Below are 14110 nucleotides of genomic sequence, written 5' to 3'. Positions count from 1 at the left end.
TCATCGGTGGTTCCTCGGTTGCGTTGGCGTGTCGCAACCCGATCCTACCGGAGAACTGCCGGTGACCACCGCAAAGCCGCCCGCCCGCTACGGCGCTATTTGAAGGCGCGCGTCCGGCGGCTTTGCTCTACCGAGCTACACCACCACCGGGGACATGACCCGAAGCGATGGCTATTTTCACTGGGCCGCGAGCCTATATCAGCCCTTCCTGGTACGTGACGAAGCAGGAGAGAGGCGAGGCCGTACCGACCTGGAACTAAGTCGCGGTGCATGCCTACGGGCCGGTCGACTTCTTCGATGATGCCGATCGACTGCTGGAGGTAGTCACGCGAGTGACCGATGCGCATGACCACTCGGCGGGCAAAGACCGCTGGGCCGTCTCCGACGCCCCTGCCGACTTCATCAAAGCGCAGCTTAAGGGGATTGTCGGTCCGCCATTGCAAATTACACGGCTCGAAGGCACGCGGAAGATGAGTCAGAACCGCAAAGCAGCGGATCGCGCCGGCGTGATTGAGGGCTTGTCCAAGAGCGACCGTGACGAATCTCGTCGAGTGGCTCACCTCATTCCGAAGGGATAACCAACCGCACGACGGGTTGTAAACGATCCCTTATCACTTAGATTTTCTCCATTTCCTCTATGGCCATTGACGTCATTCTCGCGAACACTCCGTCTACTGCCTTCGTCTGATTCCGCTTGACGCCCTGCAAGGCTCACGACGTTTGCAAAGAGCCCTCAAACCGTCTTGAATCTGGCCGCTGCGGTCAGATTCAGATTTTCTGACAATTCGCGACAATCTGCGGTCGCTCCCACACTCGCCGACGGGACAGCAAGAAATGCGAATGTTTCACATTACGAACGTCACGCGGCTCGCTTCTGTCACATTGCCTCCCGGAGCACCCCTGCTCGACATCGAAATCGAGCCTAAGACGTTCAAGACACCTGTTCCCCCCGATTCACGCCCTCCGGCGCAATGGGCATGCTGAACTGAAAGATCGCCCCGCGAGGATCATTCGGGCCCGCCCACATCCGGCCCCCATGCGCCTCAATAATGGAATGGCAAATGGCCAGTCCCATGCCCATGCCCTCGGATTTGGTGCTGTAAAAAGCCTCGAACACGCGGTCTGCGCTGTTTGGATCGAGCCCTGGACCCGTATCGCGAAAACTGACCAATACGCTATTCGCACCATCCGTCCGGGCACTGATCAGCAATTCGCGGTCGCCTTCCTTGATCACGCTCATGGCCTCGATGGCGTTCGTGATCAGATTGAGGATCACCTGCCGCACCTGAACGCGATCCGCTCGAACGAGCGGCAAAGCCTCAGGCCGTAGGGTCTGCACCCACACATCATTTTTTGCCAGTTCCGCGTGGACTAGGGCCAGCACCTCTACGATCAATTCGTCAATCGCAAGAAGCTCCGTCTGCATAGGAGCTTTATTCATAAGAGCGCGGATCCGACGGATCACGTTTCCTGCGCGCATACTGTCACGGACAATCAAACCGAAGGTCTGCCGAACCTCTTCCAGATTCGGCGGTTGAGCACCGAGCCAATTTAGCCCTGCCCCTGCATTACTGCTGATCGCGGCAATCGGCTGGTTGACCTCGTGGGCGATCGAGGCGGCCAGCTGCCCCATTGTCGTGATCCGATTGGCGTGTGCAAGGCCCATCAGAGTCTCGCGATAACGCCGTTCGCTCTCACGGGCTTCCGCTTCCGCTCTCTTTCGCTCTGTCAGGTCCAGGACGAAGCCAACACCTTGGTCGAGTTGCGCATCGAACGTGGCGAGGCCAATTAGCACTGGCACGCGACTGCCATCTTTGCGGACGTACTCTTTCTCGAACTGCTGAACAGCACCGGTTCTTTTTGCTTCTGTCCGAGCACCCAATGTGCGCTCGTGCCATTCTGGAGGCGTCAGGTCGAGACCGTTCACTCGACCTGCGAGGAGATCTTCTTGGTCGTATCCAACCATCGTGAGGAAGGCTTGATTTGCCTCGATGATCTCGCCCCCTTCGTGAATGATAAAGATTCCGATGATGTTAGCGTCCAGCAAGCGCCGGATTTTCGCCTCCCGTTGGTGAACTTCGCTGTACAACCGGCTGTTTTCCAGGGCTGTTGCACCTTGAGAGGCAAGCATTTTCTGCAATGACGTTCGGGCAGCCGAGAATATGCGCGGGGCGAGATTATTCTCCAGATAAAGTACGCCGATCAGCTTGCCCTGCGTGATCAGTGGCAGGCAAAGAATAGAACGTGCTTTGCGCTCGCGGATATAAGGATCTTCGGCAAATGAAGGCTGGGCGACAGCATCTTCGAGAACCACGTTTTCGCGGACACGTAGCACGAAATGCAGCACGGATTCGGGAAGAGCCATCGGAGTTACGGGCTGTTCATCCACCTTTACAACCAGGGCATCTGCTACCGTTTTGCCTTCCGCTTCGATCCGTGGCTCGCCGCCATGCAGCAGAATCAACAAACCTCTTTCGGCGCCGGCCTGCTCAATGGTAGTCCGCATAAGCTTGTCAATTAGCTTCTGAAGCACAATCTCGCCGGAGATCGCCTGCGACACTTTGATCACCGTCGCCAGATCAAGATGCTCAACCGGAGCTCCGATCGTCATGCCATTCACGGCGAGAGGGGCCTCCTGATGCATGAGATGCGGATGCAGCTCCTCGAGTTGACGCACCTTACCATCCGCTCCCCAACGAAGGTAGCCGCGCCGCGCGTCCTGCAGGTAAACCCGGGAGATCCTGCCAAAACCGCGTGCAGCATAAAAGCGCGCTGCAAGTTCACAAGCGATCCCCTCGTGGTGGGGGAAACCGTTACGTCCTGCGGTTTGGATTGAGTGTTCGTACAGTCGCATTGCGTCTGCATCCCGGCATTCTAACCTCGCAATTTCAGCGCCGACCAAGGCAGCCCGATTCTCGAAGTTGTCGGGGCAATTCGTCGCCCATGTCTGCAGTTGCCTGTAATGGGCATCAATGATATCTCGGTGCGGCTGTTGTTCGCCTTCGCCCAGCCTGTCGCAATAACACGAGTGAGACAGCGCACCATAAAAGTGAAACTCCGCGGTCAAGGGCTCTGTTGGTATGGTCCATAGTTTGGGCTCGGCCTTCGAGCGAGCCTCAACAGCCGCAGCATAATCGCCGGATAGGAAGCGCGCCTGAAGTTTGCGGATCCAGTAAACGGTTTCGCTAGGTGACTCCGGACTTCCTGCCAACGATCGTTCAACGTCTAGCTCGTCAAATTGTTGGTCGTCGAAGCAACCGAGCGAGCGCGTGAGGCCGCGCATGGTTCTGACGATTGCGAGCTGAGCGGCTACCGCCTCAGCAGCAAATTGTACCTTTCTGTTCCGGATCGTAGCAGCGCTTTTCTCTAACTCGTTCTGTACCTCTTTCAGGTGATCTCCGGCCATCATCATACTTCCGGTTAGATGGACGGAACTGTACGCCTCATAAATGACATCACCGCTACTGACCGCGGCTTCGAGGGCTCGCCGGATCAAAACTCGGCCGTCTCTAAGCGGCTTCGTCCACGGGATCACGGTGCCTCCGACGGCCAAATAGACGTGAGCCCGAAAACGAGAGAACTCACCGCGATCAACCAGGTCGCAAGCAAGACGACCAAATTTATCGGCCGCTTGGTAGTCACCGAAGCGTCCGGCCGAGATTCGGCCTAACCATGCGTAATGGGCGCAGGAAGCATCAGTGTTGCCGTATTCGAGGCTGATGCTGACCGCTCGGCAGATCACTAAAGCGGATAAATTGGCGTCCGTGAAACCTGCAGCCGGAAGAATCCGCGTCAACACGGCGAGCGTGGCAAGCGTGGCCTGGTCTGTCATTCGAGGCAAACCAGCAAGATCCTCGATTGCGTCGGGCAGCTGTGACCACATCCGCTGATATTCGGCCAGCATTTCCTGGTCTGTCGGACGCTGCGACCACTCGATCCCGACGTCGCGAAGATATTCGAGACCTATGAGCACTGCCCGGCCGTGCTGACCTAGCGTCAAGTAAAGATCGACCCGCAAACATGCGACCGTTGCTCGTTGTGGCCCGTTCAAAGCTCGCTTCGACAGTGCTGACAAGAGACGCTCTGCAATCTCCAGCTGGCCTACCAAGAGTTCGCATTCCGCCCGGCTGGTCTCGAGTGCGAACGCGAGCTCGCGGCGCCTTTGCCAAGAATTGGGCGCGAGCAGCGCAGCACCGACGGTGAAATATGTAAGCGCCGAGGCGTAGGCCGCCGACGCCCTGGCACGCTGCCCTGCCATGAAGTTCAACTCGGCGAGCTGCTCTCGCTCCTGACCGGAAGCGATGAGCGCGACGCCTCGATTGAGCTGACTGACAATGTCGAAGATGGCCTCTTCGCGTTTGTGCGCAGGGATGTGTGCCGCGAGCATCCGACCGATCCGCAGATGGGAAGGAGCGCGCGAGGATTCCGGCATCAGCAAGTAGGCCGCCTCTTGAACGCGATCGTGGACAAAGCGGTAGGCTGTCCCATGCCGCACGATCAGTTCCTGCCGGATTGCCGGCCACAGGGTCGCGTGCACCTGTTCCTCTGAAATTTCGAGCACAATCGCAAGCTCCGCCGTCCCGGCGATGTTGCCGAAACAGGCCAGCTGTTGCAGCGCTTCCTGCGTTTCCTTTGGCAGCCGGATGAGTTTGCCGAGCATCAGATCGACGACGTTCTCGGTGTACGCTTTTGCGTGAATTCGCTGCAGATCCCAACGCCAGCGCGCCGACACGTGATCGAACGTCAACAGCTGCTCTCCGGCTAGTTCGGACAAGAATTGAACGGCGAAGAACGGATTGCCCATCGTTTTCTGATGCACCAACTTCGCAAGCGGGGCAGCACGCTTTGGTCCGCAGCGAAGGGTATCCGCGACCAACTGCCCGACGTCGTCTGCGCTGAGCGGCGATAGCGTGATCTCCTGTAGATTTAGGCCGGCTCTCCCGATGGACTCGAGCTTGCGTTTGAGCGGATGATCTGCATCAACTTCGTTGCTGCGGTAAGCTCCAATAAGCAGCAGGTGCAGATCCGGCTGGGTCAGCAGATCCTCGATCAGGTCGAGTGTTGCGGCGTCATACCACTGCAAATCATCGAGGAAGAGCACCAATGGATGGGTTCGCCGGGCGAACACGCCAATAAAGCGACGAAACACGAGCTGGAAACGGATTTGCGCTTGACGGGCTGGAAGCTCAGCTACCGCGGGCTGCTCGCCGATAACCAAGCTCAGATCGGGGATCAATTCGACGATCAGCCGTCCATTCCCAGCGAGCGCCTCCCGGAACGCTTGCCGCCAGGTCGCGAGTTCGCCCTCACTTTTGCTGAGAAGAGGACGCACAAGGCTCTGAAAGGTCTGCACTAGTGTCGCATAGGGCACATCGCGCTTCACTTGGTCGAATTTGCCTGATGCCAAGAGCCCGCGATAGGGCACGAGTACTTTGTGTAGCTCCTGAACGAGCGAAGACTTACCGATGCCGGAATAACCGGCAACCAGCACCAACCTCGGCGCGCCGCTCTTCACCGCTCGATCGAAAGAGCCAAGCAAGGTCTCGATCTCGCGGGCTCTCCCATAGAGCTTCTCGGGGACGATCAACCGATCAGGTGTGTCGTCTGCGCCAAGTTCAAAAGGCTCGATGCGACCATGGTTGGCCCATGCTGCCAGACAGTGTTGCAGATCGTGTTCAAGGCCAGCGGCAGTCTGGTAGCGTTCCTCGGCGGTTTTCGCGAGGAGTTTCATCACAATGTGAGAGATTGGCTCCGGGACATTTTGCGATTTCTCGAGGGGCGGTGTTGCTTTTCTTGCAATATGACAATGAATCCACTCCAACGGGTCTGAGCCCGTGAACGGCAGCGCGCCGGTCAGCATCTGGTAGAATATCACGCCAAGTGAATAGAGATCACTGCGAGAGTCGACTGAGCGATTCATTCGTCCGGTCTGTTCGGGCGCCATGTAGGGCAGCGAGCCGGCGATGAACTCGGCAGGCTCAGGCGGCACCCGCTCGCGCGAAAGACGGGAAGCCAGACCAAACCCAGTGAGCCGCACCTGTTCGTCCGGGCAATTGACCAGAATGTGAGCGGGTTTCAGGTCCTTGTGGATCAAGCCGTGCCGGTGAAGCTTGCCCACGGCCGTCGCGATTTCAACGGCGAGGCGGAGGAAGCGCTGGGGCTCCATGCGGGCTCCAACTAAGTTTAGAAGCGGCTCGCCGCATGGATCCTCCAGGACCAGCATGGTACGACCAGATTCCCGGACCAGTTCCAATGGGCGCACCGCCCATGCCTCGTCTAGCTCCTCCCTCAGCTCACACTCGTGGACGAGGCGGTCGAGCGTCGCTGGGTGTTCCGTGATCGGCCGCACAACAAGCACGACAGTTCTGCTGCCATGGATGAGCTGGCGCCACGCACGGCAGAACGCGCGATCACCATCCTCCCACAGGGGCTGGAAGTCGCTGTCGAGATTTGAGCCGAACAAAGTCCGACTGAGAGGGTCCCGCGGCATTTGGCCACCCAGACTAGGAAGACGCGAGTCAAAATCTGACACATAAGGAACGCAATTGTGAAGGGGCTTCACAAAGAACGCTACAGGTCCGGATCAAGGCCGCCAAAGAATTCGTAGCAGGCATACAGGCCCTCACGCAGGAGGGGATTGCCGGCCATGTCGAAGCCGAGAGAGCAGGGAGAGTTCCCATACTCAAACCGGCGTTCAAGCGCGGCGGAAGCTATCCCACAACGGTCAAGAGAATTGCAACGAAGATGAAGAACAGCGGAACGCCTTCTCCTCGCCACGCGCAACGTAACAACATTTATCGCATTCCCTGCCAATTCCGCACTGCACCTTGTCGGACTTTGCCAACTCGACATCGCACAACGTGACGCTACGTACAATTCAAGCTCGTCGCCCTCGGTGTGGAGTAGCAGCCGGCCACTATTGAGTTTGGCTGCGGAGCGAGCCTCAGTTTTGCCATGTGGATTGCTTCATTGGAGGCAGCATCGCCACGGATATACTGGCGATGTGGGGCGAACCCTGCGCACTTCTTCTCGAAGGAGTGCGCCGGGCCGCTTTGATGAGCTGCGTGGGAAGATCAATGAGCTAGTGGGGCGAGTGCTTCTAGGCTGACCGCTCGGCTCGCATTCTGTGCTATCTTGCGGGGTTGAGTAGATAAGCTTCGAACAGCCTGCTCGCCACGAACCTATGATGCCGCCAAACCGGTAACAGAACGATACCTTTGAACCGCCCCGGGTTTGCCGGAGGCTCCAACTCCTGAGAGGATGGAGCCATGACAAGCAAGACCACGAACAAGTTTTCGCCTGAAGTCCGCGACCGTGCGGTTCGGATGGTTCTGGATCACGCCGGCGAGCACCCGTCGCGCTGGGCGGCAGTGACCTCGATTGCGGCCAAGATCGGCTGCACACCGCAGACGCTGCATGACTGGCTCAAGAAGGCCGAGAATCGACAGCGGGCAGCGGGCCGGTGTTCCGGCTGAGATGGCCGAGAAGCTGAAGGCCCTGGAACGGGAGAACCGTGAGCTGCGGCAGGCCAACGAGATCCTGCGCAAGGCAAGCGCTTATTTTGCGATGGCGGAGCTCGACCGCCGGTCCAAGCCATGATCGCCTTCATCGACGATCATCGTGGGGCGCATGGGGTCGAGCCGATCTGCAAGGTGTTGCCGATCGCCCCCTCGACCTACCATGCCCATGTGGCCAAGCGGCGCGATCCGGCCAAGCGGTCGGCGCGCGCCAGGCAGGACGCCGCGCTGAAGATCGAGGTTCGGCGCGTCTTCGATGAGAACTTCTCCGTCTATGGCGTGCGCAGGTCTGGCCACAGCTCAAGCGCAAAGGCTTCGATGTTGCCCGTTGCACGGTGTCACGACTGATGCGGGACATGGGCTTGCAAGGGGTAATCCGCGGCAAAACCGTCAAAACCACGATCAGCGACAAGGCCGCCCCGCCCGCTGGATCACGTCAACCGCCAGTTCAAGGCGCCAAGGCCGAAAGTTCTCTGGCTCTCCGACTTCACCTATGTCGCGACCTGGACCGGCTTCGTCTACGTCGCCTTCGTCATCGACGCCTATGCCCGCAGGATCGTGGGCTGGCGGGCCTCGCGCACGGCGCATGCAGGCTTCGTGCTCGATGCGCCGGAGCAGGCACTGCACAATCGGCGGCCGGTCCATCGTGGCGGGCTCGTGCATCACAGCGACAGGGGCAGCCCAATACGTCTCGATCAAATACACCGAACGCCTGGCTGAAGCTGGTGTCGAACCTCTGTCGGCAGCGTCGGAGATTCCTATGACAACGCTCTCGCCGAAACCATCAACGGTCTCTACAAGGCTGAGGTGATCCATCGGCGCGGGCCATGGCGCAGCTTCGAGGCCATCGAGTTCGCGATCCTGGAATGGGTCGACTGGTTCAACAACCGGCGGCTCCTGGAGCCCATCGGCAACATCCCGCCGGCCGAAGCCGAGCGCCGCTACTACGCCATGCTGGAACAAACCCGCCATGGCGGCATAACTTAAACCAAATAGCCTCCGGCAAACCGGGGCGGTTCACCTTTGCTGGACGAGCCTTTGTTGAGCTGAGTTAGGAGGGCAATTGCACTGGCTTTGCCGAAGCGGTCGACAGCCGGGCAGCGAATGGGCCTTTCTAGTTAGATTCACCACCCATCTTGTGACAGGCGCTTAGAAGGAAACAGGGGGACGAAGGAACATAGGCACCTCTGCAAATCGAGATGACTATATTTCCTACAAGCACGACCGAAAGGACTTGAATCGCACCTTGCGTGAGGTTGTACGAAGCCGATGCAAGATGCCTTCCCAAGCTCGCTAAAGACGCAACTCACAGGCGCTCTGACGAAGCAAAAGAGTTCATGTGCTGATGCCGCTGCTACTCGTTCTAATTTCCATCTTCCTTAGTACAAGCGCGATAGTCTACGCCGTATGCCGGCGAGCTCGGCGCATGTATAGGCAACATCGCGCGAATTCGCTCAGCTCACGGCCGCGTATCCAACTACCAAGACGGCGGGCATTCTAATCCAGCCGCATAGTGAGGGTCCGCCGCCTCATGCAGCCTCCACTCGCGAGTGGCCCGCGGGGACGCGCCCCCATGCAAGAGCGAACGCCTCACTTTCTGGATTCGGTGCTTCTCAAACGGCTGCTGATTGATTATCGATGCCGCGGGCCTGTTCCCACGGAACGGAGGAGAGACCCGAAAGCCAGTTCTCGACCACTCGGGCGCTTTTTGTTAGACTTTCTTGGTAATGCATTACGCGCTGCGAACGGCTGACCCGGTCACATCCCTGGGAAAGTCTCACAGATTTGCAATGCGCGAAAGCTCCTAGGCAGGCCACGGTGATCAACCAGCGGTCGTCCTAGCACGGTATTTCTACTATAATTGCAAAAGTGAGGCTCTTATCGTGACCAAGCGCACTGAACCGCGGACGCAAGCCGCAATTGTCGAAGGGCCGGAGGTGAGACCGAGCGTGTTCGTCGTCGACGACGACCTCTCGATGCGCGAATCGTTGGTCAACCTATTTCGTTCCATCGGTCTAGATGTCGTTGCTTACGGATCCGCCCAGGAACTGCTCCACAGCGAACTTCCTGATGTTCCTAGCTGCCTTGTGCTTGACATCAGACTGCCGGGATTGAGCGGACTTGAGCTCCAGAATGAGTTAGCCAAATTGAAGGTTCATATCCCCATCATTTTCATCACCGCTCATGGCGATATTCCGATGACCGTCAAAGCGATGAAGGGTGGAGCAATCGATTTTCTCAGCAAGCCGTTTCGCGATCAGGAACTGCTCGATGGCGTCATCGCTGCTATCGAAAAGGATCGCAAAAGACGAGGTGTAGACAAGGTAATCAAGAGGCTGCAGTCCTTGTTTGAGGCCCTAAGTCCACGGGAGCAGGATGTGTTGAGACTTGTCGCCGCCGGTCTATTGAACAAACAGGTCGCCGCGGAACTCGGGCTCGCCGAGATCACGGTCAAAATCTACCGCGGGCACGTGATGAGGAAGATGGGCGCTCGATCGCTAGCCGATTTGATTAGGATGGCTGAGAGGCTGGGAATTGGGACCGACCGTCTCAAGGTACAAACCTAAGTATGATTTTACAATTTCGTCGTACACGCGCACCCTTCAGCTGGCCGCTATGCTTCGGCCAGTGCCTTCGCCGAACGAGGACGGGTGGTCTTGTCTAAGTATTCAACTATCTCCGTCGTCGACGACGATCCTTCAATTCGTGCCGCACTGAACAATCTTTTAAAATCGCAGGGCCACATCGTTCATACGTTTGCATCGGCTGAGGATTTCTTGCGGTCGTCTCAATTGAACGATACGTCCTGTGTCATTACCGACGTGCAGATGCCCATGATGAGCGGCTTTGAACTTTTGGAACGGATGCGGGCCCAGGGCCACGCTGCGCCATTCATCTTGATTACTGCCTTCGCGGATGATCGCACGCGAGCCCGCGCGTTGAAAGCCGGCGTGACTGGCTTTTTTCCCAAACCCTTTGCCGGTCTGGAGTTGATAGCCTGCCTCGATAAAGCGCTGCACGAGCATCGTGACGGAACGGACGCCTGAAAGATGGGGAAGCAATCCGGACCAAGCCGCAACCTGCACGGCGCTTGCGATGTCGATCAATGGGCGATTACCCGCGCTTACAGCGTGCCAGTGGCAACCAACGCCTTTCCATCTTGCCGCATTCATATCGCTGTTATTCCGCTTTCGAAATCCGGTTGAAGCACTTGCAACATCGGTCTCCTGACAAGAAGCCCCTGGTATGATCGCGCAATCCGACGAGGCGATGCCCCCTTCCCTTTCAATGACGGTGCACACCACCCTCGCAGCGGCAGGACGGTTTCCGAAGCGGTCGAACGTTTGCACCGACAGATTCGCCAACCTGTGTCCGACCCCAGCAACCCGAAGCACCCGAGACTTACGCATCCGTTGCGGCTGGCCGATGCGATCTCAAGCCATGCCTTTGTTAGCGAACGCATTCACGCCGCCGACACAACGGTCCGGTCCCCCAAAGCGCTCGGCTTGGACGCGCGATGAGCCCGCGTGCCGGACCGGATCCGCGGCGGCGGTGTCCTTTCTACTCGCCGCGACCGTGAGCGTGAGCGTGCAATACACGCTCCGGCTGGCGGGCTGCGTTGTCGCCGGGAGCGCGTCCGCGCCTCTGGTCACGATGACATTTTTCGGCCTACATCCTTCCCGTTTCCAAAGCTAACCGGGTGGTATGCGCCAATTCTTCGATCGCGCGCGACTGAGCAATCCTGGGGTCGGGAGCGACTCTGATCGAGCTGCTTATCTCAGTTCCAGAATGAGGTCCGCCGAAGGTGACCTCGTTGGCGCGGAAACTTGCGCTCTCTGAACATCGCTCACTTGAACGCAATTGGTCATCCAACCAAGTACGATCTAAGTAGGGCCTTCGCCGGATGCACACCAATCAACGAGCTTCAGCAAGAGATGGCACTCCACTCGCGCAGGCGGTTGCACGCCTGGTCCTGATGAGCCTGTGCCCATCACACGGCGCGGACTTTGTGAGGACCGCAGTTGTGCAGCAGCAATCCAGGCCGAGCCGTTTACAAGGTGCAGCAGGAATCATTCCGGCGGAGCTTTGCGAGGAAAGTCGTCTCGGGACCGGCGGTTCACCGCGTGAGTTACACGAAACCGAACGAGCATCTCAATCACGAAGCGTTCGTTCTCGGCTTTTGCTCTAGAACTGCTGAGCACCGCTATTCGCATGCGCGCATAGCGCCCCATCTTGGCGTGCCCGAGTTCAGTTTTTAGAAGCCCCCATTAGCGTAAGCACCTCGTCGTCAAGAAGGTGACGGACCAAACGTCGATTGTTCTGGGCCAACAGAAGAAGCCCGACGCATCTGCCGGGTCTGAGATGCGTCGGGCTGAGTGGGAGGCTGAGCGCGACAGCCTTCCTCCCAGAACCGCGCCTGCAAGTAGTATGCCGCGCCCGTTCTGCTACACCAGCATTTCCCAATTCGACATCTTTTCTCTGCCGCAAAGTTCCCTGAGGCAACAGACACGCTCGGCCCACAGCTAATTCTTCAAGGCCTAACACGCTGGGCTTATTCCCCTCCCAAAAACTCCCGCCATCACCTTTCGCTTGGATCGAAAATGAGGCAGAAGAAGCGAACAATGGGCCGCCGGCTCGTCAACAACAGATATTTAGATGTTTGATACATTGCTACCCGTAACTGGAACGATCGTCCCGAGCTCGCGCGCGACAAAGGCAAACGATCGAGATCTAAGCTTAGATTTCGCGAAAGGTGCGCTCATTGTTTTGGTGATCGTTGGGCACCTGATCCAGTACGTCATCTATCGAGACGACGGGTTTTGGTATTCGCCCTACTACAAATCGATCTATATGTTTCACATGCCACTCTTCATGGCGATAAGCGGATATCTTTCTTTTCGATCGCTGGTGCAGAAGCCCTTCATTGGAGCCGTCAGCGACCGTGCGAAGCAGCTTTTGCTGCCGATGCTGTTTTGGTGGGCGTTAATGGAGACAGCTAAGTTAGCGGCATTGTGGCGCGCGACCAGGTTAACGAGCGGACTTTGGGAACTTGTAGACGATCTCGCCGGCACATACTGGTTCATCTGGGCCACGTTATTTTCCTACCTTCTCCTCAAGATTTTTACCAAGCTCAGCCACCGATCTTGGGCCGTATCTGGCTCAGCCATACTGGTCGCACTCGCGCCTCTGACGTTCTCCATATCCCCCCTGATCAGATTCACTTACCCGTTCTTCTGCTTGGGATTCTTGCTTGCCGATCCGAGAGAACGATGGACGAGCACATCGCGAAATCACAAGCTGCTCCTGATTTTCTTTCTTTCGATAATGACTTGCGTATCCTTTCTAGCTTGGGGCAAGGACACTTATGTGTACAATAATCTTGGGGTCATTCACGATTTTCGGTCGGCCAAAGACGTGCTTCTGATGTTTGTTGGCGCTGCAGCTGCCTCGGCAATCGCTATCGAACTCCTGCTGCAATGCTGGAGCTTTGGCCATTCAAATCGAATTGCCCGGTTTATCGCTGTGGAGCTGGGTCAGACCACGCTGCTGCTCTATCTCGTCCAGGGTACCGTGTTCCGTCTCATGGATTTCATACAGTTCGGAGACTTTTGGGATCTCACGACGCGGTTGATCATCGCGGGTGTGCTCGGGGCCGCCATCGTTGCGATCGCGCTAACGGTCCGCTCCATCGTTCGCGGCGTTCCATATCTGTCTCAGCTGGTCCTTGGAATGCCACCACGCGCGGGTCTCCCGCAAGCCAAACCTGCAATGAACTAGCTGTACTTTTGAGTGCGGCAGAGTGTTGCGACGTCATCGACTAATCCGGATGGTTGCGAAGATTGGCCAGCAGTACAGCATGCCGAAACGGTCCTCGACGTGCTCACCCATACCAATAATGCCGCCGCAGCAGACTTTGGTGCCCTACCCACGCACGCGTGAAAGAGTGTCGCTGCGATCCTGCAAGGTCCGGGTAGTGATGATGCTGCGGTAGAACTCCGGAGAAGTGTCCACGTTGTGATTGTAGAAGTCGAGGCCGGCGTCGGCGAGCCGTTCGGCTTGCTTTGGCGTGAGCATGCCGAGCGTTGCGCACTCTCCATATCAACACGTTTAATGGCAGCAATCATGTCGCAGACCTGATCGAGGTCGCGGTCCTTTAGACTGCGCCAGGCCGCAGCCAGCCAGAGGCGAGTCGCGCCGGCGGCCTTGGCGCGCTGCGCGGCGGCGACCACATCAACGCGATCCATCAAGCGAGTTGCCTTCAGGCCAGTGTCGTAATGCACGCTCTGTGCACAGTAGGCGAAATCTTCAGGACAACCGCCGGTCTTAATGCTAAGCAGGCTTGCGGTTTCGACGTGATTTGGGTGGAAATCGCCGCGATGAACGGTGTGGGCCTGAAATAGGAGGTCAGCAAATAGAAGCGCGTAAACCCTTCCGCCGCGGCACGTTGCCAGGCGGACCGGCGCGCTGTGGTGGCGCTATTGCCTTCGCCTTCCACAGCATCCCCCGAGACTTTCGCTCGATCATACAGACGATACCGTCGTGCGTAGCTCCGCAAAGCAACACTCTTGCCCGGGATTAAACGAGAATAATCG

At 57.8% G+C, this 14110-nt stretch carries 4 protein-coding genes, 3 pseudogenes and 1 other annotated feature; of the genes and pseudogenes, 5 read left to right on the top strand and 2 right to left on the bottom strand.

The annotated features are described in order from the left end of the window. Positions 1-161 precede the first annotated feature (161 nt). Positions 162-578 (top strand): annotated as a pseudogene (locus tag AC0L3B_RS32690) (FMN-binding negative transcriptional regulator); the annotation flags it as partial. Positions 579-931: 353 nt separating this feature from the next. Here AC0L3B_RS32690 and AC0L3B_RS32685 read toward each other — a convergent pair. Then, positions 932-6490, bottom strand: a complete 5559-nt coding sequence (locus AC0L3B_RS32685; protein ID WP_473381709.1) for a trifunctional serine/threonine-protein kinase/ATP-binding protein/sensor histidine kinase — start codon at positions 6488-6490, stop codon at positions 932-934. 778 nt (positions 6491-7268) lie between these two features. On the opposite strand from AC0L3B_RS32685, the pseudogene AC0L3B_RS32680 reads away from it, so the two are divergent. The 4 genes and pseudogenes from AC0L3B_RS32680 (at position 7269) to nolL (ending at position 13295) form a co-directional block, all read left to right on the top strand. Then, positions 7269-8504 (top strand): annotated as a pseudogene (locus tag AC0L3B_RS32680) (IS3 family transposase). After that, positions 7554-7670 (top strand) — a sequence feature (AL1L pseudoknot). (Overlaps the previous pseudogene by 117 nt.) Positions 8505-9436: 932 nt before the next feature. After that, positions 9437-10084 carry a response regulator transcription factor gene (locus tag AC0L3B_RS32675; RefSeq protein WP_473381713.1) on the top strand — a complete coding sequence of 216 codons (648 nt, stop codon included), beginning with the start codon at positions 9437-9439 and terminating at the stop codon, positions 10082-10084. 84 nt (positions 10085-10168) lie between these two features. Continuing rightward, on the top strand, positions 10169-10564 hold the full coding sequence (locus AC0L3B_RS32670) for a response regulator transcription factor (protein ID WP_085394331.1): 396 nt from the start codon (positions 10169-10171) through the stop codon (positions 10562-10564). A gap of 1609 nt (positions 10565-12173) precedes the next feature. After that, positions 12174-13295, top strand: coding sequence for a nodulation factor fucose acetyltransferase NolL (nolL, locus tag AC0L3B_RS32665; protein WP_473381708.1), 1122 nt, complete (start codon positions 12174-12176; stop codon positions 13293-13295). Between the two features lie 43 nt (positions 13296-13338). Here nolL and bioB read toward each other — a convergent pair. Next, a pseudogene (gene bioB / locus AC0L3B_RS32660) lies at positions 13339-14013 on the bottom strand (biotin synthase BioB); the annotation flags it as partial. Between the last annotated feature and the right edge of the window lie 97 nt (positions 14014-14110).

It is taken from the genome of Bradyrhizobium sp. Kon56 (assembly GCF_055807635.1).
The sequence above is the reverse complement of the archived record's forward strand: the minus strand, read 5'-3'. Positions and strand labels throughout refer to the sequence as shown.

Coding starts and splice junctions, on each gene's coding strand:
- nolL (WP_473381708.1), top strand. CDS start 12,174: ATGTTTGATACATTGCTACCCGTAACTGGAACGATCGTCCCGAGCTCG.
- AC0L3B_RS32685 (WP_473381709.1), bottom strand. CDS start 6,490: ATGCCGCGGGACCCTCTCAGTCGGACTTTGTTCGGCTCAAATCTCGAC.